The sequence below is a fragment of the Massilia sp. DWR3-1-1 genome (genome assembly GCF_049898325.1).
Taxonomy (GTDB): Bacteria; Pseudomonadota; Gammaproteobacteria; order Burkholderiales; family Burkholderiaceae_D; genus JAFCUW01.
Genome location: NZ_JAFCXL010000008.1, coordinates 165,306 through 187,267, shown reverse-complemented (window position 1 = coordinate 187,267; position 21,962 = coordinate 165,306). Strand labels below are relative to the sequence as shown.

19 protein-coding genes and 5 tRNA genes are annotated in these 21,962 nt (G+C 64.6%); 5 read left to right on the top strand and 19 right to left on the bottom strand.

The window, feature by feature from the left end:
* Position 1: 1 nt before the first annotated feature.
* Positions 2 to 1,603 carry an amidase gene (locus ACP7EY_RS10850; protein WP_426193330.1) on the bottom strand — a complete coding sequence of 534 codons (1,602 nt, stop codon included), beginning with the start codon at positions 1,601 to 1,603 and terminating at the stop codon, positions 2 to 4.
* A gap of 281 nt (positions 1,604 to 1,884) precedes the next feature.
* On the opposite strand from ACP7EY_RS10850, the gene ACP7EY_RS10845 reads away from it, so the two are divergent.
* Positions 1,885 to 2,883 carry an IS1595 family transposase gene (locus tag ACP7EY_RS10845; RefSeq protein WP_426193423.1) on the top strand — a complete coding sequence of 333 codons (999 nt, stop codon included), beginning with the start codon at positions 1,885 to 1,887 and terminating at the stop codon, positions 2,881 to 2,883.
* Between the two features lie 89 nt (positions 2,884 to 2,972).
* On the opposite strand, the gene ACP7EY_RS10840 is transcribed toward ACP7EY_RS10845, so the two are convergent.
* The gene (locus ACP7EY_RS10840; protein ID WP_426193328.1) at positions 2,973 to 3,548 is read right to left on the bottom strand and encodes an elongation factor P; all 576 of its coding nucleotides are present in this window, start codon (positions 3,546 to 3,548) and stop codon (positions 2,973 to 2,975) included.
* Between the two features lie 217 nt (positions 3,549 to 3,765).
* Positions 3,766 to 4,989 carry an elongation factor P maturation arginine rhamnosyltransferase EarP gene (earP, locus tag ACP7EY_RS10835; protein WP_426193326.1) on the bottom strand — a complete coding sequence of 408 codons (1,224 nt, stop codon included), beginning with the start codon at positions 4,987 to 4,989 and terminating at the stop codon, positions 3,766 to 3,768.
* A 275-nt stretch (positions 4,990 to 5,264) separates the two neighbouring features.
* Between earP and ACP7EY_RS10830 the strand changes: the two genes are divergently transcribed.
* The 3 genes from ACP7EY_RS10830 (at position 5,265) to ACP7EY_RS10820 (ending at position 9,635) form a co-directional block, all read left to right on the top strand.
* Positions 5,265 to 7,328: a hypothetical protein gene (locus tag ACP7EY_RS10830; protein WP_426193324.1), complete on the top strand. Its 2,064-nt coding sequence runs from the start codon at positions 5,265 to 5,267 to the stop codon at positions 7,326 to 7,328.
* Between the two features lie 104 nt (positions 7,329 to 7,432).
* Positions 7,433 to 7,717, top strand: coding sequence for a hypothetical protein (locus tag ACP7EY_RS10825; RefSeq protein WP_426193322.1), 285 nt, complete (start codon positions 7,433 to 7,435; stop codon positions 7,715 to 7,717).
* 1 nt (position 7,718) lies between these two features.
* Positions 7,719 to 9,635 carry a S8 family serine peptidase gene (locus ACP7EY_RS10820; protein WP_426193320.1) on the top strand — a complete coding sequence of 639 codons (1,917 nt, stop codon included), beginning with the start codon at positions 7,719 to 7,721 and terminating at the stop codon, positions 9,633 to 9,635.
* Positions 9,636 to 9,890: 255 nt separating this feature from the next.
* Here the strand turns inward: ACP7EY_RS10820 and ACP7EY_RS10815 are convergent.
* The 9 genes from ACP7EY_RS10815 to ACP7EY_RS10775 all read right to left on the bottom strand — a co-directional run bounded on the left by ACP7EY_RS10815 (position 9,891) and on the right by ACP7EY_RS10775 (position 14,959).
* A tRNA-Glu gene (locus ACP7EY_RS10815) sits at positions 9,891 to 9,966 on the bottom strand.
* A gap of 118 nt (positions 9,967 to 10,084) precedes the next feature.
* A tRNA-Glu gene (locus ACP7EY_RS10810) sits at positions 10,085 to 10,160 on the bottom strand.
* Between the two features lie 21 nt (positions 10,161 to 10,181).
* Positions 10,182 to 10,257: transfer RNA gene (locus ACP7EY_RS10805), tRNA-Ala, on the bottom strand.
* Positions 10,258 to 10,345: 88 nt separating this feature from the next.
* A tRNA-Glu gene (locus ACP7EY_RS10800) sits at positions 10,346 to 10,421 on the bottom strand.
* Between the two features lie 79 nt (positions 10,422 to 10,500).
* Positions 10,501 to 10,576 (bottom strand) — tRNA-Ala (locus ACP7EY_RS10795).
* A 64-nt stretch (positions 10,577 to 10,640) separates the two neighbouring features.
* The gene (gene gltX / locus ACP7EY_RS10790) at positions 10,641 to 12,035 is read right to left on the bottom strand and encodes a glutamate--tRNA ligase (protein ID WP_426193318.1); all 1,395 of its coding nucleotides are present in this window, start codon (positions 12,033 to 12,035) and stop codon (positions 10,641 to 10,643) included.
* Between the two features lie 151 nt (positions 12,036 to 12,186).
* Positions 12,187 to 13,842 (bottom strand): 4Fe-4S binding protein, encoded by a 1,656-nt coding sequence (locus tag ACP7EY_RS10785; RefSeq protein ID WP_426193316.1) that lies wholly within the window; start codon positions 13,840 to 13,842, stop codon positions 12,187 to 12,189.
* Positions 13,839 to 14,435 carry a DUF3306 domain-containing protein gene (locus ACP7EY_RS10780; RefSeq protein WP_426193314.1) on the bottom strand — a complete coding sequence of 199 codons (597 nt, stop codon included), beginning with the start codon at positions 14,433 to 14,435 and terminating at the stop codon, positions 13,839 to 13,841. The genes ACP7EY_RS10785 and ACP7EY_RS10780 overlap by 4 nt, the downstream gene beginning before the upstream one ends.
* 8 nt (positions 14,436 to 14,443) lie before the next feature.
* Positions 14,444 to 14,959: a DUF3305 domain-containing protein gene (locus tag ACP7EY_RS10775; protein ID WP_426193312.1), complete on the bottom strand. Its 516-nt coding sequence runs from the start codon at positions 14,957 to 14,959 to the stop codon at positions 14,444 to 14,446.
* 446 nt (positions 14,960 to 15,405) lie between these two features.
* Between ACP7EY_RS10775 and ACP7EY_RS10770 the strand changes: the two genes are divergently transcribed.
* Positions 15,406 to 15,924, top strand: coding sequence for a PEP-CTERM sorting domain-containing protein (locus tag ACP7EY_RS10770; RefSeq protein WP_426193310.1), 519 nt, complete (start codon positions 15,406 to 15,408; stop codon positions 15,922 to 15,924).
* Here ACP7EY_RS10770 and ACP7EY_RS10765 read toward each other — a convergent pair whose 3' ends face one another.
* The 7 genes from ACP7EY_RS10765 to ACP7EY_RS10735 all read right to left on the bottom strand — a co-directional run bounded on the left by ACP7EY_RS10765 (position 15,925) and on the right by ACP7EY_RS10735 (position 21,953).
* Positions 15,925 to 16,395: a hypothetical protein gene (locus tag ACP7EY_RS10765; protein ID WP_426193308.1), complete on the bottom strand. Its 471-nt coding sequence runs from the start codon at positions 16,393 to 16,395 to the stop codon at positions 15,925 to 15,927.
* Between the two features lie 38 nt (positions 16,396 to 16,433).
* Positions 16,434 to 16,754 carry a hypothetical protein gene (locus ACP7EY_RS10760; RefSeq protein WP_426193306.1) on the bottom strand — a complete coding sequence of 107 codons (321 nt, stop codon included), beginning with the start codon at positions 16,752 to 16,754 and terminating at the stop codon, positions 16,434 to 16,436.
* Positions 16,751 to 17,821, bottom strand: a complete 1,071-nt coding sequence (locus tag ACP7EY_RS10755; protein WP_426193304.1) for a formate dehydrogenase subunit gamma — start codon at positions 17,819 to 17,821, stop codon at positions 16,751 to 16,753. The genes ACP7EY_RS10760 and ACP7EY_RS10755 overlap by 4 nt, the downstream gene beginning before the upstream one ends.
* Before the next feature lie 12 nt (positions 17,822 to 17,833).
* Positions 17,834 to 18,052 (bottom strand): hypothetical protein, encoded by a 219-nt coding sequence (locus ACP7EY_RS10750; RefSeq protein WP_426193302.1) that lies wholly within the window; start codon positions 18,050 to 18,052, stop codon positions 17,834 to 17,836.
* Positions 18,049 to 18,714, bottom strand: coding sequence for a formate dehydrogenase FDH3 subunit beta (gene fdh3B, locus ACP7EY_RS10745; protein ID WP_426193300.1), 666 nt, complete (start codon positions 18,712 to 18,714; stop codon positions 18,049 to 18,051). Before fdh3B ends, ACP7EY_RS10750 begins: the two co-directional genes overlap by 4 nt.
* A 49-nt stretch (positions 18,715 to 18,763) precedes the next feature.
* On the bottom strand, positions 18,764 to 21,655 hold the full coding sequence (locus ACP7EY_RS10740; RefSeq protein ID WP_426193298.1) for a molybdopterin-dependent oxidoreductase: 2,892 nt from the start codon (positions 21,653 to 21,655) through the stop codon (positions 18,764 to 18,766).
* A gap of 70 nt (positions 21,656 to 21,725) precedes the next feature.
* Entirely contained in the window at positions 21,726 to 21,953 is a 228-nt protein-coding gene (locus ACP7EY_RS10735; protein WP_426193296.1) for a formate dehydrogenase, read from the bottom strand.
* Positions 21,954 to 21,962: the final 9 nt, after the last annotated feature.

Below are 21,962 nucleotides of genomic sequence, written 5' to 3'. Positions count from 1 at the left end.
CTCAGGCGCGCAGATTGACGGAAGGGGCAAAGGTGGGCGCCCGGCGTTGGCCGCTGGCCTGCTCGTAGCCGTAGGCCATGCCGATCAGGGACGCTTCCGTGAAGGCGGTGCCGACGAAGGACAGGCCGACCGGCAAGCCATTGAGCAAGCCCGCCGGCACCGTGATGTGCGGGTAGCCGGCCACCGCCGCGGGCGAGGAAAAGCTGCCGCCGTAATGGTCGCCGTTGATGAAATCGGTCAGCCAGGCGACCCCGCCGGTCGGCGCCACCAGCGCGTCGAGCCGGTGTTCCCTGAGCACCTGGTCGATGCCCTCTTCACGCGCGTAGCGGCGGTTGTTGGCCAGCGCCTCCAGGTAGGCCGGCTCGGTCAGTGCGCCCTTCTCCTGCGCCTTGAGCAGGTGCTCCTGGCCGAAGAAGCGCAGTTCGCCGCTGGCGTGGCGCAGGTTGAAGGCGATCAGGTCGGCCATGGTGCGAATCGGCGCGTGCGGCGCGTACTCGGCCAGGTAGGCCGCCAGGCCCGGCTTGAATTCATACAGCAGCACCTCGGTTTCGCTGTCGTTGTACTTGTCGGTGTTGGGCACCTTGACGTCGACCAGGATCGCGCCCTGCCCCTTGAGCACCGCCAGCGCGCGCTCGATGACGGCATCAACACCATCGGCGCTGCCGAAGAAATTGCGCGCCACGCCGATGCGCTTGCCACGCAGGCCGCCCGGCGCCAGCGCGCGCACGTAGTCGGCGCCGGGCGTGCCGGCGCCGCTGGTGCTGCTGTCGGCGGGGTCGGCGCCGACCATCGCCGCCAGCATCAGGGCGGCGTCGCTGACGCTGCGCGTCATGGGCCCGGCGGTATCCTGCGAGGCGGCGATGGGGATGATGCCGCTGCGGCTGACCAGGCCGAGGGTCGGCTTGATGCCAACCAGCCCGCAGGTGGAGGCCGGCGAGACGATCGAGCCGTCCGTTTCGGTGCCCACGGCCAAAGTGGCCAGGCTGGCCGCGATCGCCGCGCCCGAGCCGGAACTGGAGCCACTGGTGTTGCGGTCGAGCGCGTAGGGATTGCGCGTCAGGCCGCCCCGCCCGCTCCAGCCGCTCACCGAATGGGTCGAGCGCATGTTCGCCCATTCGCTCAGGTTGGTCTTGCCAAGGATGACGGCGCCGGCCGCCCGCAGTTGCGCAGCCACGAAGGCGTCGCGGCGGGCGCGCACGCCGTCGAGCGCCAGCGAGCCGGCGCTGGTGCTCATCTTGTCGGCGGTGGCGATGTTGTCCTTGAGCAGAATCGGGATGCCGTGCAGGGGGCCGCGCAGCTTGCCGGCGGCCCGTTCGCGGTCGAGCGCACGGGCGATGTCGAGGGCGTCCGGATTGAGTTCGATGATCGCGTTGAGGGTCGGCCCGCGCTTGTCGAGGGCGGCGATGCGGGCCAGGTAGCGCGTCACCAGCACGGCGCTGGACAAGGTGCCGGCGGCCATTGCCGCCTGCTGTTCGCGCACGCCCGCCTCGAGCATGCCGGCGCTGGCGGCGCCGCTGGTGATGGCGCTGGCGGCACCGCTGGTGACGGCACCGGCGGCAGCGGCGGCGAGACTGCCAAGTCGAACGAAATTCCTGCGATCCATGCATTGCTCCATGATTTTGTTTAAACAATGGTAGCGTAAAAATAATGCCTGGGCGAAAAAATGCATGGCATGTCAGCGTGACAGCGCCAAAAAAAAGGCGCTTTCACCGTTTGCTGTGGGTCGACCCCGAACCGATTTGAATTGCTGAGGTCAAACCTGCTCCACCACCGTGATGGGAGAGCAGCATGGCACAAGGCAAGCAGGTCCGTCCGAATTTCACCCGCCTGTTCTCCCGGCTGCGCGCCTTGAATACCCACCAGAGGCTGGCCGTCTGCTGCTTTATGTCGGCGCTCGTCAACGGCGAGCGCATTGCCGCGCTGATCGATCAGATCGCCCGTGCGCGCAGCGCGTGTCCCCGCTGCGCATCGCGCCAATTCGGCCGCCACGGCTTCGCCAATGGCCTGCAGCGATACCGCTGCAGCGCCTGTGGAAAAACCTTCAATGGTTTGACGGGCACGCCGCTGGCGCGCCTGCGCCTCAAGGGCAAGTGGCTCGCGTATTTCGATTGCCTGCGCGACCCGGCCTGCACCGTCAAAAGCGCCGCCGAGAAAGTGCAGGTGCACGCCAATACCAGTTTCAGATGGCGCCACCGCTTCCTGCACTGGGTCAAGTTCGACCGACCCGCCACACTGCAAGGCATCACCGAGGCCGACGAGACGTTTTTACTCGAATCGGAGAAGGGGAACCGGCAGGGTAAGCAGCAGAGCAAGCAGCAGAGCAGCCAGCAGAGTAATCAGCAGGAAAGTGATCAGGACAAGGGGCCGAAAAAGGATCAGGAAAGCGGGCAGGAAAGTCAGCCGGAAAATACACCGTTGGGCAGAGCGCCCCGCAAGCGCGGCGGCGTCGGTTCCAAACGGGGCATATCCAGGCAACTGGTCAACATCGTGGTGGCGCGCGACCGGGGCGGCGCCACCATCGATTTTATTGCCGGGCGCGGCGCCCTCCAGGCCACGGCCTTGCACACCCACCTGCTACCGAAGTTACAGCGCGATGTGCTGCTCGTGAGCGACGCCAATGCGGCCTATAAAAAATTCGCGCGCGAGGCGGGCATCGACCATCAAAGCATCAAGCTGCGCCAGGGCGTTCGTGTACGTGAAGCCATTCACATTCAAAACGTCAACGCTTATCACAGCCGCTTTAAACGGTGGCTCCATCACTTCAACGGCGTGGCCACGCGCTATCTGGACAATTACCTGGGCTGGTGCTGGGCCATCGACCTGCGCCGCATCGGCAACGCCGAGCGCTTCTTCGCAGCGGCGCTCGGTCACTTCGGCGCTTGAGCTCGAAAGAAACTCAACAGCTAACGGTGAAAGCGCCAAAAAAAACGCTGCCATTCAGGCAGCGTTTTCGGTCATGCAAGTGCGGGCAATCAGTTACGGATGACGCGCTTGTATTCGTTGGTGCGGGTATCGACTTCGATGGTGTCGTCCTGGCTGACGAACAGCGGCACCGAGATGGTGTGACGGTTCGCTTCGATGGCGTTTTCCAGCTTGGCTTCCTTGAGCACGTTGCCCGAGGTGTTGCCCTTGACGGCTGGCTCGGCGTAAGCGACGACGCGCTGGATCGTGGTCGGCAGTTCGACCGAAATGGCCTTGCCGTCGTAGAACACGGCTTCGCATTCCATGCCGTCCTTCAGGTAGTGCAAGGCATCGCCCAGGTTCTCTTCTTCGATTTCGTACTGGTTGTACTCTTCGTCCATGAAGACGAACAGGGGATCGGCGAAGTACGAATAGGTGACCGGCTTCTTGTCGAGCACGACGACGTCGAACTTGTCGTCGCCGCGGAAGACGTTTTCCATCGGGCTGTTGGTCAGAAGATTTTTCATCTTCCATTTGTAGGTAAAGCCGGTGCGGCTCGAACCGTTGACGTCAGAGCGCAGCACGATCATTGGCTTGCTGTCGACCATGATGATATTGCCAACGCGAATTTCTTTTGCAGGTTTCATAATAAGTAGTTCTAAAAAGTGGTTTGCTAAAAAATCATCTGCCGCCGCCTGGCTCGAATCGCCTGAAGCGCGTTTGATCTGAAATGAAGGGTCCAACAAAACAGAGCGGTTAACAAAACGTTCAGGGCCGGGCGCGTCCGCCGGCAAGCTAGTCCGGCGACCACCGCCATGGGCGTCTTGTTAAGCGCTCTAAAACAACCGCGCATTATACCGCATGTTATTGGTGCGCTGAGCGGTTTGCGGCCCGCACTGTTTCGGTAAACCGCAACAGATTCGACGCCAGGTCGCCATGATCGGCCATCGCCCGCTGCCACTGTTCAGCCCGCTCAGCGCTGCTGGCAATGGCGCCGAAGTACTGCCGCCACAAACCGGGCCAGTCGATGGCGCCCTCGGCCTGCCCGGCGCCGGCGCCGTTCCAGTGAAGGCTGAGGGCGTTGGCGGCGTCCAGTTGCGGCGAAAAGCGCTGCAGGAAAGCGCGCAGCTTGACGTGGTGCAGGTTCTCGTCCTGCGGATAGATGTGCCAGACAAACGGCCGCCCCGCCCACTGCGCGCGCACGATCGAATCCTCGCCGCGCACCAGGTTCAGATCGCACGCCCACAGCAGCTTGTCGTACGCGTCCTGCGGCAAGAACGGCACCACCCGCACCGTCAGCGCCGCCCGCGTGCCGACCGCGCCGACCCGCGCCGGGCTGCCCAGGAAAGCGGCGACTGCATCCGTGGCGACGCCGTGCGGCACCAGGCACAGCACCGGCGCCGGGTGCGCCTGCCAGGCCTCGAACAGCGCCGCCACCGGCGCATGCGGATAGCAGAACAGCGAGACCTTGAAGGCGTCCTGTTCGGCCGCGCTCACGCCCAGCCGGGCCAGGAATGCCGCCTGCGCCGCGCCGTCCGCCTGGAAGCGCAGGCGCGCGGCGTCGAGCGCCGCTTCGCGCAGCAGGCCGCCGGTGAGCGCGGTGAAGCCGGGGAAGAAAAAATGCTTGACCAGCGGCAGTCGCGGATGGGTCGACGGCAGGCAGTGGCAGCCTTCCACCCACTGCTCGGCGCTCATGCCCTCCAGGTTCAGCCACACGGGCCGCGGGGTGCAGGCGGCCATGGCGGCGATATAGGCGGGGGGGATGTCGACGGCGAAAAACTCGATCACCGTGTCGGCCACGTCGGCCGGCGTAAAGGCGCCGTCCTGACCGTCCCAGTGGCGCACGGTGACACCGGCGATCAACTGGCGGGCGGCGTGTACATCGATTTCCGGACACAGGTGCTGGAACGTCGGCAGATCGTCGACCCACAAGGTGACGTCGATGCCGTGCTCGCTTTGCAACTGGCGCGCCAGGCGCCAGCAAATGCCGATGTCGCCAAAATTGTCGACCACCTTGCAGAACAGGGCCAGGGTGGCGGCGCGGCCCGTCGGCGGCTTGATGGCCAGGGATGAATGAAAGTCGGACACGGCGGCTCAGTGCGTTGGGCGCCTACAAGGCGCGGGCCACGATTTTACCGTCTTTTATGGCGCACTTTTGCGCTAGTCGTAGTCGCACCAAAAAAACGCAAAAAAAACAAAACTTCGACGGATGCGGGCCGGTCCTACTCTGACCAACGGTTGGCAAGCGGCGCCTTCCGTAAAACCATGCGGGAGCGGACCGTTGCGGCCGCTCGTTGGCGTCACGCGCCTCAGTTTTACTGCTATGGCGCGTATGGAAAACAACGATACAAGTGGAGATCATAATGACTGGACTTCAACAGCAATATGGCATCGGACAATCGCTCGAGCCGCAGTTCCTCGCTGGCGGGCTACTGGGCGGCCCCTTGGGCGGCCTGATCGGCAAAGGCGTTGGCGGCTTGTTTGGCAGGGCCAACCTGGGGCAGAACATCGGTTCCGGCATCGGCGGCCTGGTGGGCAGCCTGCTGCCCTTTGGCGCCGACCCCGTTTCTCAAGCCTATGCGCAAGCCTATGCGCAGCAGGCTCAGCAACAAGCACAACTTGCCCAGCAGATCGACCCGCAGGGCTGGCTGGGCAATATGATCGGCCAGGTGGCACGGCCCCTGGGCGGCGCCGTCGGTGGCCTGTTTGGTCAGGCCGGCCTGGGCAACACCATCGGCGGCATCGCCGGCTCGCTGGGCCGCATGCTGCCCTTCGATGTCGATCCCGTCACGGCCGCGTATGCGCAGCAAGCGCAACTGGCACAAATATCGCAAGACCAAATGGCGCCGCAAAGCACGTTTGGCCCCAACCCCTTCATCCGCCCCGGCTTCATGTCGCCAGGCATTATCCCGCGCTCCTTCGCCGATCTGATTCCTGATTACAAAGGCCAGGGCAGCAATTTTGGCCAGATCGGCCACATGCTGCCCTTCGATGTCGATCCCGTCACGGCCGCGTATGCGCAGCAGGCCCAACAAGCGCAGCTGGCGCAGCTCGGCCAGCTGGCCCAGCAAAGCCAGATCGCGCCGCAGGGCTGGCTGGGTAATATGATCGGCCAGGTGGCGCGTCCGCTGGGCGGCGCCGTGGGTGGCCTGTTCGGCCAGGCGGGCTTGGGCAACACCATCGGCGGCATCGCCGGCTCGCTGGGCCGCATGCTGCCCTTCGATGTCGATCCCGTCACGGCCGCGTATGCGCAGCAAGCGCAACAAGCTCAACAAGCTCAACAAGCGCAGCTGGCGCAGCTCAGTCAGCTGGCCCAGCAAAACCAGATCGCGCCGCAGGGCTGGCTGGGCAATATGATCGGCCAGGTGGCACGGCCCCTGGGCGGCGCCGTGGGCGGCCTGTTCGGCCAGGCGGGCCTGGGCAGCACCATCGGCGGCATCGCCGGCTCGCTGGGTCGCATGCTGCCCTTCGATGTCGATCCCGTCACGGCCGCGTATGCGCAGCAAGCTCAACAAGCGCAACTGGCGCAGCTGGGCCAGCTGGCCCAGCAAAACCAGATCGCGCCGCAGGGCTGGCTCGGCAATATGATCGGCCAGGTGGCACGGCCCCTGGGCGGCGCCGTGGGCGGCCTGTTTGGCCAGTCGGGCCTGGGCAGCACCATCGGCGGCATCGCCGGCTCGCTCGGTCGCATGCTGCCCTTCGATGTCGATCCCGTGACGGCCGCCTATGCGCAGCAGGCCCAACAAGCGCAACTGGCGCAGCTCGGCCAGCTGGCCCAGCAAAACCAGATCGCGCCGCAAGGCTGGCTCGGCAATATGATCGGCCAGGTGGCGCGTCCCTTGGGCGGCGCCGTGGGCGGCCTGTTCGGCCAGGCGGGCCTGGGCAACACCATCGGCGGCATCGCCGGCTCACTGGGCCGCATGCTGCCCTTCGATGTCGATCCCGTGACGGCTGCCTATGCGCAGCAGGCCCAACAAGCGCAACTGGCGCAGCTGGGCCAACTGGCCCAGCAAAACCAGATCGCGCCGCAGGGCTGGCTCGGCAATATGATCGGCCAGGTGGCGCGTCCCCTGGGCGGCGCCGTGGGCGGCCTGTTCGGCCAGGCGGGCCTGGGCAACACCATCGGCGGCATCGCCGGCTCACTGGGCCGCATGCTGCCCTTCGCCGCCGGACCGGACATCGCTCAGGCCCAACAACTGCAACAACTGCAACAACTGCAGCAGCTACAGCAGTTGCAACAGTTGCAGCAACAGCAATACGCCCAGCAACTTGCCCAGCAAGCTAACTTGAACACTGGCTTCGCCAACGGCGCTGCTCAGAATCAATTTGGGCAAGTGCCGCAGCAGGCCGGCTATGGTCAGCAGGGCTTCGCGCAAGGCTACGGCGGCATCCAGGGTCAAGCGGGCGGCTCGCCGACCATGCATTGACGCACAGTCGCAGAAGGGCTGCGCCATCGTGAGCATCGAGCAGTGCTCTTTCGCCGTCCACGGCGGAAGAGCACTTTATCAAGCAATCCAAGCAAGGAACCACTATGGCCTTGACGCTAACAGGCCCCGAACGGGGCCGCTACCTGGTGCGCGCGGCAGGAGACGCTGTGCCACTGACGCCTTTCCTGGCCAGCATCGCCAGCAATCCCGCCATTACCATCGTCGAGCGCATCGGTCCGCCCGGGCAAGCGCATACCGTGGTACTCGACATGAGCCACGACCAGGCGCGCGCGCTCGAACAGCAATTTTCCGAAACTCAACAATTCATCATCGAACCGGATAGCCCCTTGTCCATGTTCAGCGGCGCTCCGGAACAGAAAGGAATTTGATATGGCCACGAAATCTTCCAGCGGCAGCGAACTGCCACCCGATCCGGACCAGGGCGGGACCGGCGACGGCACCGGCCGGCTCCGTCGCGAAGGCATCAGCGACACGACCGCCAGCGCCAGCGCTAACGCGGTACGGGCGGCCGGGCGCCCCATCGCCGAGCGCCGCAAGCGCTTCCTGGTGGCGCCGCGCCAGCAGGCCGGTGGTCTGGCCGCCGGCATGCTGGGCGGCTTGCAACCGGCAGTATTCAATGCGCCCTCGTTCGACGGCGTCGAGCAGGCGCTGCGCGACCATCCCGACATCGACTTCGTCGGCCGGGTGGGACCGCGCACGGACCTGAGCACCCTGTCCACGGGCGGCCCCGGCGGCCAGGGCGTGCTGGTCGCGCGCATGTCCGACAAGATTGCCGCGCGCCTGCACCAACAGGGCGCCGGCACCCTGCTCGTCGAGCGCGACCAGCACCTGGTACTCACCGATGCCACGTTTTCCATGCCGGCACTGGTCACGGGGCTGATGCCGGGCGGGCCCACTGTCAACATCGCCGTTACCGTGCTGGGCACTGACAACCTGCCCCTGGCCGGCGCCGAGGTGTCGGTGTTCGGCAGCCTGCTGCCGGTGTCCGGGGTGGCCGACGCCAATGGCCAGGTGGTGCTGGCCTTGCCCAGTGAGCTCTCGCGCACCGTCACCGGGCTGTACGTCAAGCCAAAGTCCGACTACTGGAGTTTCTACCAGCGCGACCCCGACATCAGCATCGATGAGCCCAACGTCGTCAGCCTGCGCGCACTGTCCGACTGGCCCACCTTGAAGGACTTTCCGCAGCGGCAGGCCTATGGCTGGGGCCAGAAAGCCATGCGCCTGGACCAGTTGCCGCCGCAACTGCGTGGCCAGGGCATCAAGGTGGCCGTGATCGATTCGGGCGCCGCCACCACCCACCAAAACCTCGAACAAGTGCGCTCCGGCGTCGACATCCTGCAAAAAGGGGAACTGCAGGGCTGGCGCAAGGACGAGTTGGGCCATGGTTCGCATTGCTCGGCAGTGATCGGCGGCGCCGCCCTTGCCAGCGGCATGCGCGGCTTTGCGCCGGACGCCGAACTGCATGAATGTAAACTGTTTCCAGGCGGTCAAATCAGCCAGCTGATCGATGCGCTCGAATACTGCATCGAGAACCAGATCGATGTCGTCAATCTCAGCCTGGGCGGCGCGCAGCCGTCGGAAGCGCTCGAGCAGCAGATCGTGCGCGCCAAGCGGGCCGGGATTGCCTGCATCGTCGCGGCCGGCAACTCGGGCGGGCCGGTCCAGTATCCCGCCTCCTCGCCGCATGTGCTGGCGGTGGCGGCCATCGGCAAGCTGGGCGAGTTCCCGCCCGATAGCTATCACGCGCAAACGCTGACACCGACGGTCGATGCGCAAGGCTATTACCAGGCCACCTTCAGTTGCTTCGGTCCGCAGGTCGATGTCTGTGCGCCAGGTGTGGCGATCGCTTCGGCGGTTCCGGCGAACAATTTTGCCGCTTGGGATGGCACCTCGATGGCCGCGCCCCATGTGACGGGACTGGCAGCGCTGGTGCTGGCGCACCATCCCGACTTCCAGAACGCCTTCAAGGCGCGCGGACCGGAACGGGTCGAGCGACTGTTCCAGCTGATCAAAATGAGCGCGCGGCCCGTCAGCATTGGCGAACCGGAGCATACCGGCTATGGCATGCCCGATGTGCTGGTGGCCATCGGCCTGCAAGCGGGATTGCCCCAGGTTCAAGCGGGCATGCAACAGGCAGCGCAGGGGACTGGCGCGGGCACTGGGGGGCCCATCCGGGCGCCATTTGCGCCGGCACAGGCGCAGGCCTTCGCCCCCATGTCGATCGATCCCCGCTGGAATCCCGGCAACGGTGCGCAACTGGGCAATCCCTTCGGCGGCTTCTGGTAGCACGCACGCCCACGGGGTCTGTAGCGACAATCAAGAAAATACGAGGGGAGACAAACGCAAAGAAGAAAAAAGAACAAGAAGCCATACCAGGCACCAGGATCAGGGGCACTCCGCCTGCTCCTGGTGCGTCAACGCCGCGGCACGGACCGCGAGCGTGCCGGTGCGCCCTGGCCGAGCGACGGTTGACAAACCGTTTAGCCATAAAAAAACCGGAGCACCTATGCGCATGCGCGCTGGTCTGCTCCGGTTTTTAACTGGCGTCCCCAAGGGGATTCGAACCCCTGTACTCACCGTGAAAGGGTGATGTCCTAGGCCTCTAGACGATGGGGACAGAAATCTGTCCTGGGCTCATACTACACCCTGACCTGTCGTGCCGCACTCACTTCGTGCGCACACTTGTTACGACGCATTTACTGCTTCCTTGCTGCCACCACACCGCTGGCGTGTGTTGGCGTCCCCAAGGGGATTCGAACCCCTGTACTCACCGTGAAAGGGTGATGTCCTAGGCCTCTAGACGATGGGGACCCGAACTTTTACAACAAAACTTGGTGGAGGTAAGCGGGATCGAACCGCTGACCTCTTGCATGCCATGCAAGCGCTCTCCCAGCTGAGCTATACCCCCCAATTGAGCGGTGCAAAAGACCCTGATAACCAGGGAACGTTGATCGACAAACTTCTGCCAACGACGCTTTCTGCACTCTCGAAAAACCTGGCGTCCCCAAGGGGATTCGAACCCCTGTACTCACCGTGAAAGGGTGATGTCCTAGGCCTCTAGACGATGGGGACCTGGAACTTCCAACAACCCGTATTGCTACGTTTTACTGCTTGAAACACACTGCAATTTACTGCAACTACTTCTTCAACGTGGTGGAGGTAAGCGGGATCGAACCGCTGACCTCTTGCATGCCATGCAAGCGCTCTCCCAGCTGAGCTATACCCCCGTCCGGTGAAGAAGCAGAATTATAGACCAAACTCTTGCATTCCGCAAATGCCGAAATGGCTAAATCAAAGATATTTGCGGATACGCGCCAAAACCGCGTCGCGATCGAACAACTCAAGCACGGCGTCGATCGCCGGCGTCTGCAACTGACCCACCAGGATCAGGCGCAGGGGCATGGCCAGTTGCGGCATTTTCAGGCCGTGCGCGGCCAGCACTTCCTTGATCATCGCGGCCAGTGCCGGCTTGTGCCACTCCACCGTTTCGAGCCGTTCCGCGAACTGCGCCAGCGCCGGCTTGACTGCCTCGGTCAGGTGCTGCGCCAGCAGGGCCGCATCGGGCTGCGGGCTGCGGTAAAACAGCATTGCGGCGTCGGCCAGTTCGTTGACGGTATTGGCGCGCTCTTTCATGAGGCCCAGCACCAGCGCCAGCGGCGGATTGTGGTTGAACTCAGCGCCCTCGGCCAGCATGCGCGGACGCGCCAGCGAAGCGAGCCGCTCGTTGTCGGCCAGCTTGATGTACTGGTTGTTGATCCAGTTGAGTTTTTCGGGATTGAACTGGGCCGGCGACTTGGTCAGATTGTTCAGATCGAACCACTGGCAGAACTGCGCCATCGTGAAGATTTCATCATCACCATGGCTCCAGCCCAGGCGTGCCAGGTAGTTCAGCATGGCTTCCGGCAAATACCCCTGCGCCGGGTAGTCCATCACGCTGACCGCGCCATGGCGCTTGGACAGTTTTTCGCCGTCGGCACCGAGGATCATTGGCAGGTGGCCGTACTTAGGCAAGGGGGCACCGATGGCCGTCAAGATATTGATTTGGCGTGGAGTGTTATTGACATGGTCATCGCCGCGCAGCACGTGGGTGATCTGCATGTCCCAGTCATCGACGGCGACGCAGAAGTTGTACGTGGGCGTGCCGTCGGGACGGGCGATGACGAGATCGTCCATTTCCTTGTTGGCGATGGTGATGGTGCCCTTGACGACGTCATCCCAGCTCACTTCGCCGTCTAGCGGGTTCTTGAAGCGCACCACGGGCGTGCGGTCGGCCGGCAGCGCCGGCAGGACCTTGCCCGGCTCAGGACGCCAGGTGCCGTCGTAGCGGGGCTTCTCGCCGGCCGCGCGCATGCGCTCGCGCATCGCTTCGACTTCTTCCGGGGAGGAGTAGCACAGGTAAGCGGTGCCGGCGTCGAGCATCTGCTTGATGACGGCGCGATAGCGGTCCATCCGCTGCATCTGGTAGAACGGGCCTTCATCGTGATGCAGGCCAAGCCACGCCATGCCGTCGATGATCGCCTGCACCGCCTCGGGCGTCGAACGCTCCAGGTCGGTGTCTTCGATGCGCAAGATAAAGGTGCCGCCGAAGTGGCGGGCGAAGGCCCACGAGTACAGGGCGGTACGCGCCCCGCCAAGGTGAAGGTAGCCGGTTGGGCTGGGAGCGAAACGGGTGCGGACGACGGTCATGGCGATTCTTATGTGAGGCTAAAGAAGGCTATTTTACAGCCTTGCCGCCCTGCCCTTCCAGCCTCGCGCGACACCCGTTTCACGAATCAATCGAGGGCGCGTGCCGCCGGCGGCCGGGCGCCACCGTGGCACGCCGCGCCATGGCGCCAACTTAACCTGGCGCCCGCCCCGTCACGCGCGCGCTGTCGCCACTTTTCATCATGTCGATCACGCGGCAGTCGCCGCACATGCGCAGGCGGTCGAGGTGGCCCGCAAAGGCCGCGTGGCCGCCCATCTTGGCAATCATGTTGGTGATCATCTGCAAGCTGCCAAAGGGCTTGGCGCAGCGGATGCAGCAGAACGGGGTCGACTCGTGCTTGACCACGGGCTTGTTCCAGGTGTCGAGCAACGACAGGCGCGGCTCGAGCACGATGGCGCTTTCCGGGCAGGTGGTCTCGCACAAGCCGCACTGCACGCAATTTTTTTCCACAAAGCGCAATTGCGGCACCGTGGTGCTGTCCATCAGGGCCGACGACGGACAAGCGCCCACGCAGGCCATGCACAGGCTGCACTTGCCGGTATCGACGCGCACGTTGCCGAACGGACTGGCCGGCGGCAAGGCGATGAGCTCGGCCTTGACGGGCGCGTGCAGCGCCAGGTGGGTCAGGGCCAGGTCGAGCGTGTTGCGCTTGTCGGCCATCACGTGAAAGCCGGCGCCGTCGAACGGTGCGATCGCCACCGGCGCTCGCTCCAGCGCCAGCGCCAGGCTGGCGCTGGCGCTGGCCTCGATCAGCCGGCACTGCAAGGCGGGCCAGCCGAGCCCGGCCAGCACCGTATTGGCGATCTCCATCTGCGCGCCGATCGCGCCACGATACTGGGGCGCCTCTTCGTCCGTCATCAAGACGTCGATCGCGCCGGCGCCGTAGGCAAACGCGGCCAGCCAGACATCGATCCCCACCGACGCGGTGTGCTCGATTTCGATGGGAACCTGGTGCGCCGGCACGCCGCCGGCGCCCGCTTCCAGGTCGGCGATCAGGGCCTTGCCATGCTTACCACTGTGAAACAGCAGCGAGGGCGCGCCGCCGCCCGCCGCGCGGTAGGCGCCAATGAGCGCACGCAGGCGCTCGCCCGTGTAGGCGGCGCTGGGGTAGTTGTAGCTGAGCGCACCCGTCGGACACACCGTGCCGCAGGCACCGCAGCCGGCGCACAGGTTCGGGTTGACGACGATCTTGTCGCCGCGGCCGGAAATCGCCTCTGCAGAGCAGATCTCGATGCACGCATTGCAGCCGATCAGCTTGTTGCGGCTGTGGGCGCACAGGCGCTCCTTGTACGTGAAGTACTTCGGCTTTTCGAATTCGCCGATCATGTCGGCCAGTTCGCGCACGGCGTCGGCGCGCTTGCCAATGTCCGCGCCGGGGGCAAAATAGCCGGGCGGCTTTTCGTGCCGGGCGATGAGGGCGGTGTCCGACAAATCGAGCACCACGTCGTAGCTGCCGCGCCCCACGTCGCCGTGGGCGTCCCAGACTGCCTCGAAGGCGCCCAGGTAGCCGTCGAGATGAACGCGCTGCACACGGTGCACGGGGTACAGGCGCGCTGCGGCGCCGTCCTCGTCTTCGGCCGCGTCGGTGATCAGTACCGTCAGGGGCAATAGCGCAGACAGGCCCTGCGCCCACGGCGCCACGTCGGCGGCGGCGCCGATCATCAAGGTCCGCCCGGTCGAGTCGTAGCTGATGGAGGAAACGGGATCGGGATCGGGCAAGGCGGCCGCAGCGGCCAGCGCGGCCGTCCTGGCGCGCGCGAGGGGGGATAGTACGGCGGATAGATTCATGCAGCTTCCTGATCGGGAGACGGCGGCGCGGGGGCCGCCGTCTCGGGGGTGTCTGGTAGGGGGGCGTGCACCGGCGCTGGCGCTGGCACTGGCACTGGCACTGGCGAGGCAGCCTGGTCGGTGTCGACGAGGGCGTCGAGTCGGTCGAGAGCATCGTCGAGCTTGGCGAAGATGTTCTTGTTGTGCGTCATCTGGGCGAGCATGTCGGCCGACACGGGACTGGGCAGATTGTAGTCGCCCATGTAAATGTCGAGGCCGTCATGGCCGTGAAAGTGGGGATCGGCGAACAGCTTTTTCATGGCCAGGCGACGCACGGCGGCATCGACATTTTTGCCCACGAACACGGAAAAATCAGAGTCGGCCGTCAATGCGGCCGCATCGGCGATGGTCGGTGGCGCCACCTCGGGCGCGGGCGCGACGGCATCGGCACCGTCCAGCGGCGCAGGCGCGATCGCCGCCGTCGCCACGGCAGGGGCCGGCACGGGCGCCACGACCGTCGCCACGGCAGGGGCCGGCACGGGCGCCACGACCGGCGCCTGCTCCGGCGCCGCCTTCAGCCGCGCCCAGCGCTTGAGAAAGCCTTCGTCAGCCATGGGCCATCCTAGGTGCGGGCGCGCTTGCCATGCCGCTGTTCACCGCCGGGCGCGCGCGGCGTGTAGTGCAGGCGCAGATACTCGCCCAGCCAGGCGTGAATTTCGGCCGGCATGGCCACGCCATCGGCCGACTCGCCCGAGTCGAACATGCGGGTTCCCTCGACGTAACTGACGGAGGCGCGCAAGGGCATCGCCTTGCCGTCCTGCATGCGCCACATGACGAACACCTTCGATTCGGGCGCCAGCCAGTTCTCGTGGTAGCCCTCGTTTTCGTCGGAAAACAGTTCGAGTGTCAGGCCAGACACCAGGTAGGACTGCCGGTCGGCATCCTCACTCAAGGTCTGCACGGCCGGCAAGCCGCCGCGATCGGCCATCACCGCCACCGCCGCCCATGCCTCGTCGGCCCAGCGATGCTGGAGCACGCGCCGCTGCATGACGATGGCGACCGGCATGCGGGCGATTGGCTTGACGCCGACCATGGGGCTGGCCTCGATCGAAACGGCCTTGTCTGATTCCGAATGCATCGCTGCGTCCTTTTCAATATTTTACGTGCGCTGCGCACTTCTTGACGATGTGACCACGTACTAAGAACCTATCCCGGTAGGTCGGAGTCGCTGCTTGCGCGCCTGGCAACCGATGGCGGCGTTGCTCGTCTTCGCATGGCTCGCCATGCGTCATCCTCGCGCCTTGCCCTCGGCTGCCATGCATCGCAATCCGCTTCCTCCTACCTACCGGGATAGGTTCTAAGCAGTATGACTGTCAGAAAAACTTACACCGCGGCGCGAGGGATTCGCCCAAAAAAATGACAGGCACTTGATTACTTTGATTTAAATATATCTGGCACGTAATTTGCTTGTTACGCAACGGCGTCCATACAGACAAGTGGTGATTTTCAAATTAGGGCGTCGTCGGGGTGCCAAGCGGGCTCCCCGTAGTAACTTCATCAACGATTCCACAACCGAGGAAAACCATGAACAAAAAAATCATCGCCGGCTGCGTCCTGCTCGCAGCGGCCATGTCGGCCAGCGCAACCCCCATCACTTACACGCTCGAGAACGTCATCTTCAGCGACGGTGCCACCGCCACCGGTTCATTCACCTTCGATGCCGATACCCACCTGTCGTCGGCCTTCAGCATCAGCACCACGGCCGGCATCCTGAGCGCTTTCACCTGGAACAAACTCGACAGCGGCTTGTACTTTGGCGGTGGGGCCGGTCCCAACAATTTCACCCTGATCACCACCAACGGCCAGCGCGTCTTCAATTTTTCTTTCACCAATCCGCTCACCAACGCCGGTGGCGTCTACGCTCTCAACCAGGCCCTCACGTACGAATGTTACAACTGCAATCCCTACCGGCGCATCACCAGCGGCACCGTCACCTCGCTGGCCGCCCAGGTGCCGGAACCGGCTACGCCCGCACTGTTGCTGGGCGCCGGCGCCGCGCTTGCATTGCTGCGGCGCCGCCAGCGCCAGCAGCCGGCGCGCTGATCACTTGACCGTTTTGACCGTGGCGGCCGGCGGCGACGGCGCCGGCTTGACGTCGCCACTGGGCACCGCCGTGCCCTGCTTCTCGCTGGTTTTTGGCGCCGCTGCACCGGCGGCGGTGAGCTTGCCGTCGGGCTGACCGGCCGGGCCCGATTCCTTGGCCGCCATCGTCACCGCTACCACCGGCGCGGCGATCGGCGTGGGCGGGTTCACCGTCAAGCCCTTGGCCTTGGCGTCGCCCCGCCAGCGCGTGGCGAGCGTGTCCATGGTCGCCAGCAGCGCTTGCTTATCCTTGGCGGCCTGGGCATCGGCGGCAGCCTTCTTGGTCGCCTGCGCTTCTGCCTGCGCCGCGCTCGGCGGTGGCAACACGGCAGCGGCAAGGCCGCACGTGCCTGCCAGCGCCAGCGCTGCCACCGTCTTGCTCAGTGTCTTGTTCAGTGTCTTGTTCAGCGTCTTGTTCAGCGTCTTGTTCATTAGATTGCTCAATTTCACGATGTTCTCCATGGCCCCTCTTATTGTCCGCTGGGGGTGGTCTTGGCCGCTGGCGGTGCGGTAGTGCCCGACGGCCCGTGACCCGACTCGGCCACCGCCCCCGCAGTGGCGGTGCCGCCCGTGTTGCCACCGGCGCCGCCCGCGTGAAACGGCGTGCCGCCGGCGTAACTGGCGTCGCTACTGGGCTTTTTATGGCTGGCGATGACTTCGCCGCTGGTGCCGCCGCCACTGCTGACCACGCCCGGCATGCCGGTCTGGCGCTGGTCGTAGTGGGCCTCGCGCGAGCAGGCGGCGGTCAGGGCCGCGCTCGCCAGGATCAGGCATGACAGGAGGGTTTTCATGCGCGCCCCCTGGCATCGCTTGCCGGGGTCGATGACGGCGGCACCGTGCCGGCCACCTCCTCGTACCACAGGCGGTGATGCGACTTTGCCCAACTGGCATCGACCGTACCGTGCCGCATCGCCTCGTAAGCGCCGGGCGTGCCCACCGTGCCCAGGTAGATGTGGCCCATGGCGCCGAAGATATACAGGGTGGCGCCGCCGATGTGCAGGTAATTGGCGATCTGCAGCACGTAGCGGGTCTGGCCGAAATTGGTGAAATCGAGCACCAGGCCGGTGGCGGACATCAACAGGCCCAGCAGCACGACGCCGCCCCAGAACCAGATCTTTTCGCCCGCATTGAAGTAGGCCGCATCGGGATGCTTGTGGTTGGCCAGGCCGCCCAGTTGCTTGAGCCACGGCCAGTCCCAGCGCCTGAAGAAATTGTTCTTCACGAAAGTGACGAACAACAGCACCGAGCAGACAATGAACAGGGGGCCGACAAAGTTGTGGACATACTTGGAAATGATGGCGACCCACGAAAACGCGTCATGCCCCAGCCACGGCAAGATGATCTTCTTGCCGAACATGATGGCCAGGCCCGTCAGGGCCAGCGCGATAAAACTGTAGGCCGTCCACCAGTGCACCAGCCGCTGCCAGCGGCTGAAGCGTTCGATGCGGCGACCCGACGGCGGCTCGATGGTGCGGGCCGGACCGAAGGCGAAATAAAAGCCGAAGATGATCAACGGCGTGACCAGCAGCAAGGTCCCCGTCGCCATGGCGATCGGCCCGTTGCGCAGGATGCGCCAGGTATTGCCGCCCCGTTGCAGCAGCACGGTGCCCTCGGTGTCGTTGTAGGCACCGAGATAATGGCGGTCCATGTGCACCTTGCCGGAGGCCGTCGAACCGAAACCCGGCTCGGCATCATGCTGCTCCGTCTGCATGATGGTCTGCTCTTCGGCATAGGCCGGCTTGGCCGACTTGTTGGGCACCTCGGCCAGGCTGGCACCGGCCAGGCTCAAGCCGCACAGGGCCACGCAGGCCGCACGGGCGATCCGCTTGGTGAAACTGGAATCAAATAATGAACGCATCACAGCCGCCTTTCAGGGATTGGCCCGGTTGTATTCGTTCTGGGTGCGGGCGCGCTCAACGATCGCCTTTTTCCAGGCCGCATTGTCGCCGCGAAAAGTGGTATCGGCCACGCGGTTATCGCGCTTGCCCGCGTACTGGCCGTCGGCGTAGGCCGGATGCTGATCGACCTCGAGGCAGCCGGTCAGCGAGACCGTGAGCAGCGCGGCGGCCACACAATTGAATTTCATCATGAGGGCTTCCTTCCGCCGTTTTGCGTCTCGTTCAGCTGGTTCACGCGTGGCACCTCGGGGCGCTCGCCTGGCGCCGCGGTGCGCTTGCTGCGGTCGTAGGCGATCTCCCAGCCCCACAGCTCGGGGCCGTAGCCACGGGTGTCGACGCGCTGCTTGTAGATGTCGCCGATGACGTCGGCGTCGCCCGCCAGCAGGGCCTTGGTGCTGCACTGCTCGGCGCAAGCGGGCAGCTTGCCCTCGGAAATGCGATTGCGGCCGTATTTCTTGAACTCTTCTTCCGACTGGTCCGCTTCCGGGCCGCCGTTACAGAAGGTGCACTTGTCCATCTTGCCGCGGTGATTGAACAGCCCCGATTCGGGAAACTGCGGTGCGCCGAACGGACAGGCATACGAGCAGTAGCCGCAGCCGATGCACTGGTCCTTGTTGTGCAGGACGATGCCGTCTTCCGTGTGATAGATGCAATTGGTCGGGCACACGTCCAGGCAGGGCGCGTCGGTGCAATGCATGCAGGCGACGGAGATCGAGTGTTCTCCCGGCATGCCGTCATCGACCGTGACAACGCGGCGGCGGTTGACGCCCCACGGGGTCTCGTTTTCGTTCTTGCAGGCAGTCACGCAGCCATTGCAATCGATGCAGCGTTCCACATCGCAGATAAATTTCATTCGTGCTTGCATGGCACTTCCTTGTTCTCTTGGTAGCGGTTCATGGTGGTCAAATGCGCGCCAGACGGCACAGCGACACCTTGGTTTCCTGCATCATCGTCACCGCGTCGTAGCCGTAGCTCCAACCCGTGTTGACGGCCTCGCCGCGCACGATCGGCGCCGCCCCTTCCGGATAATGGCGCAAAAGATCCTCGCCCATCCACCAGCCACCGAAGTGGAATGGCATCCACACCAGTCCGGGCGGCACGCGCGGGGTGATCAGCGCCTTGACCTTCAGGCGCGCACCCGTCGGCGTTTCGACGTGGATGTAGTGGTCGGTGATGGCGCCCACCTTGTGCGCGTCTTGCGGATTGATCTCGATGAACATGTCCTGCTGCAGTTCGGCCAGCCACGGATTGGAGCGGGTTTCGTCGCCGCCGCCTTCGTACTCGACGAGCCGGCCGGACGTCATGATCAAAGGATAGTCCTTCGAATAGTCGACCGCCTGCACCGACTTGTACAAGGTGGGAATGCGCCAGAAATTGGCCTTGTCGTCGTAGGTCGGATACTTTGCCACCAGGTCGCGGCGGGGCGAGAGCAAGGGTTCGCGGTGGACCGGGATCGGGTCGGGGAAATTCCACACATTGCAGCGCGCCTTGGCGTTGCCGTAAGGCGCGCAGCCGTGCGCCATCGCCACCCGGATGATGCCGCCGGAGGCGTCCGTCTTCCAGTTCTTGCCTTCGGCCTGCAACTGCTCTTGCGGCGTCAGGTCCGACCACCAGCCCAGTTTTTTCAGGAACACGTGGTCGAACTCCGGGTAGCCCGTGTCGATTTCGCTGTCCTTGGGGGCCGAGCCGTCGGCCGCCAGCAGCGATTCGCCATTGTGGTCGACACCCCAGTTGGCGCGGAACGGCATGCCGCCTTCCATCACGGGCTTGTCGATGTTGTACAAGATCGGCGTGCCCGGGTGCTTCATTTCCGGCGTACCCCAGCACGGCCACGGCAAGCCGTAGTAATCGCCCGCGCACGGACCCGACTCGGCCTTCAGGGTGGTCGGGTCGAAGGTGTGCTTGTTGGCCGCGTGCAGCTTGATGCGCTCCGGCGAAGCGCCGCTGTAGCCGATGGTCCAGCAGGTGCGGTTGATCTCGCGCAGGATGTCTTCGATGACGGGCTCGTTGTTGACCACCTTGATGTTCTTGCACAACTGTTCGGCGAAACCGAACTTTTTGGCGAACAAATACATGATCTCGTGATCGGTTTTTGACTCGAACAGCGGTTGAATCACCCGCTCGCGCCACTGGATGCTGCGGTTCGACGCCGTCACCGAGCCTTGCGTTTCGAACTGGGTGGCCGCCGGCAGCAGGTAGACGCCGTCGGTGCGGCCGTGCATGGCCGCCGTCATGGTCGGGTAGGGATCGATCACGATCAGGGTGTCGAGCTGCTTCATGGCCGCCACCATGTCGGGCAGGCGGGTCTGGCTGTTGGGCGCATGGCCCCAGTAGATCACCGCGCGCAAATTGCTGGGCTGATCGACAAACTGGTTCTTTTCCAGCACGCCGTCGAACCAGCGCGAGGTCACCATGCCCGGCTTTTCCATTAACTCCTTGGAACCGTAGCGCGACTTGATCCAGTCGTAGTCGACGCCCCAGGCGGTGGCGAAAAATTTCCAGGCGCCTTCGGCCAGGCCGTAGTAGCCGGGCAGCGAATCGGGATTCGGGCCCACATCGGTGGCGCCCTGCACGTTATCGTGACCACGATAAATATTGGTACCGCCACCGGACTTGCCGATATTGCCCAGCGCCAGCTGCAAGATGCACAGGGCGCGCACATTGGCCGTGCCGATGTGGTGCTGGGTGATGCCCATGCACCAGACGACGGACGAGGGCTTGTTCTTGGCCAGGGTTTCCGCGGCGGCGCGCACTTGCGCCTCAGGAATGCCAGTGACGTCGGCCACCTTGTCCGGGGTCCACTTGGCCACTTCCTTGCGCACCTCTTCCATGCCGTAGGTGCGCTGCTCGATGTAGCTCTTGTCTTCCCAGCCGTTTTCGAAAATGTGCCACAACATGCCCCACACCAGCGGGATGTCGGTGCCGGGACGCACGCGCAGGAACTGGTGCGCAAAGCGCGCCGTGCGCGTGAAGCGGGGATCGACGACGACAATCTTCGCGCCCAGCTCTTTCGCATGCAGCGCGTGCAGCATGGAAATGGGGTGTGCCTCGGCCGGATTGGAGCCGATGAACATCACCGCCTTGCTGTAATGAAGATCATTGAACGAGTTCGTCATGGCGCCATAGCCGAACGTCTGGGCCACCCCGGCCACCGTCGTCGAGTGGCAGATGCGGGCCTGGTGATCGCAGTTATTGGTGCCCCAGAAGGCGGCCCACTTGCGCATCAGGTAGGCCTGCTCGTTGTTGTGCTTGGAGCCGCCGATCATCATGATCGAATCGGGGCCGGCCTTCTGCCGCAGCGCCAGCAAGCGGTCGCCCACTTCGTTGATCGCCTGTTCCCAGGAAATGCGCACGTACTTGCCGGCCACCAGTTTCATCGGGTAGCGCAGGCGGTGCTCGCCGTGGCCGTGTTCGCGCACCGAGGCGCCCTTGGCGCAGTGGGCGCCCATGTTGAAGGGCGAATCGAAGGCTGGCTCCTGGCGGATCCACACGCCATTGCTGACCACCGCCTCGACCGAGCAGCCCACCGAGCAGTGGGTGCAGACGGTGTGCTTGGTGACGGGCGCGGCGGCGGCCGCCACGGCGGCCTCGTCGGCCTGGGCGGTGTCGATGACGTTGAACGGCAAATGGCGCGCCATGCCGGCGGCACCAGCGGTCAGGCCGGCGCGCACCAGGAAGGAGCGGCGCTTGATGGTGGCGGAGGCGGCGCGGGCCAGTCCCTGGCGCAGGGCCTGGCCAACGCCAGGACTGGCCGGTGTGCTGGCGCTGGTGGCGGATTTTTTTACGACGGACATTGATACGCTCCTGGGCGAGAAAGCCGGGGACTACTAAATGAAAAAGAAAAAGAAAACGGCAAGCCGTGGCTTACCAGTATTTCGCGGTGCGGTAGTACTGGCGAATGTGCTCGGTTTCGTGATAACCAACTGGCTCGGCCGCGGCCGCCAGCACGGCGGGCTGCGGCGCCGGCGCCACAGCGGCGCTCTCGCCAGCGACCGTGGCCATCGTCGCCAGGGCGCCGGCACCGCCGGCGGCGCGTAAAAACAGGCGGCGGCGGGGATCGCTGGCGCCAGGTTTCGGTGTGTTCTCGTTCATGGACGGCTT

What these genes read in the sequence shown, in the direction of transcription:
- ACP7EY_RS10850 (WP_426193330.1), bottom strand. Translation starts at nt 1,603, where the DNA reads ATGGATCGCAGGAATTTCGTTCGACTTGGCAGTCTCGCCGCCGCTGCC.
- ACP7EY_RS10845 (WP_426193423.1), top strand. Translation starts at nt 1,885, where the DNA reads ATGTCGGCGCTCGTCAACGGCGAGCGCATTGCCGCGCTGATCGATCAG.
- ACP7EY_RS10840 (WP_426193328.1), bottom strand. Translation starts at nt 3,548, where the DNA reads ATGAAACCTGCAAAAGAAATTCGCGTTGGCAATATCATCATGGTCGAC.
- ACP7EY_RS10830 (WP_426193324.1), top strand. Translation starts at nt 5,265, where the DNA reads ATGACTGGACTTCAACAGCAATATGGCATCGGACAATCGCTCGAGCCG.
- ACP7EY_RS10825 (WP_426193322.1), top strand. Translation starts at nt 7,433, where the DNA reads ATGGCCTTGACGCTAACAGGCCCCGAACGGGGCCGCTACCTGGTGCGC.
- ACP7EY_RS10820 (WP_426193320.1), top strand. Translation starts at nt 7,719, where the DNA reads ATGGCCACGAAATCTTCCAGCGGCAGCGAACTGCCACCCGATCCGGAC.
- gltX (WP_426193318.1), bottom strand. Translation starts at nt 12,035, where the DNA reads ATGACCGTCGTCCGCACCCGTTTCGCTCCCAGCCCAACCGGCTACCTT.
- ACP7EY_RS10785 (WP_426193316.1), bottom strand. Translation starts at nt 13,842, where the DNA reads ATGAATCTATCCGCCGTACTATCCCCCCTCGCGCGCGCCAGGACGGCC.
- ACP7EY_RS10780 (WP_426193314.1), bottom strand. Translation starts at nt 14,435, where the DNA reads ATGGCTGACGAAGGCTTTCTCAAGCGCTGGGCGCGGCTGAAGGCGGCG.
- ACP7EY_RS10775 (WP_426193312.1), bottom strand. Translation starts at nt 14,959, where the DNA reads ATGCATTCGGAATCAGACAAGGCCGTTTCGATCGAGGCCAGCCCCATG.
- ACP7EY_RS10770 (WP_426193310.1), top strand. Translation starts at nt 15,406, where the DNA reads ATGAACAAAAAAATCATCGCCGGCTGCGTCCTGCTCGCAGCGGCCATG.
- ACP7EY_RS10765 (WP_426193308.1), bottom strand. Translation starts at nt 16,395, where the DNA reads ATGAACAAGACGCTGAACAAGACGCTGAACAAGACACTGAACAAGACA.
- ACP7EY_RS10760 (WP_426193306.1), bottom strand. Translation starts at nt 16,754, where the DNA reads ATGAAAACCCTCCTGTCATGCCTGATCCTGGCGAGCGCGGCCCTGACC.
- ACP7EY_RS10755 (WP_426193304.1), bottom strand. Translation starts at nt 17,821, where the DNA reads ATGCGTTCATTATTTGATTCCAGTTTCACCAAGCGGATCGCCCGTGCG.
- ACP7EY_RS10750 (WP_426193302.1), bottom strand. Translation starts at nt 18,052, where the DNA reads ATGATGAAATTCAATTGTGTGGCCGCCGCGCTGCTCACGGTCTCGCTG.
- fdh3B (WP_426193300.1), bottom strand. Translation starts at nt 18,714, where the DNA reads ATGAAATTTATCTGCGATGTGGAACGCTGCATCGATTGCAATGGCTGC.
- ACP7EY_RS10740 (WP_426193298.1), bottom strand. Translation starts at nt 21,655, where the DNA reads ATGTCCGTCGTAAAAAAATCCGCCACCAGCGCCAGCACACCGGCCAGT.
- ACP7EY_RS10735 (WP_426193296.1), bottom strand. Translation starts at nt 21,953, where the DNA reads ATGAACGAGAACACACCGAAACCTGGCGCCAGCGATCCCCGCCGCCGC.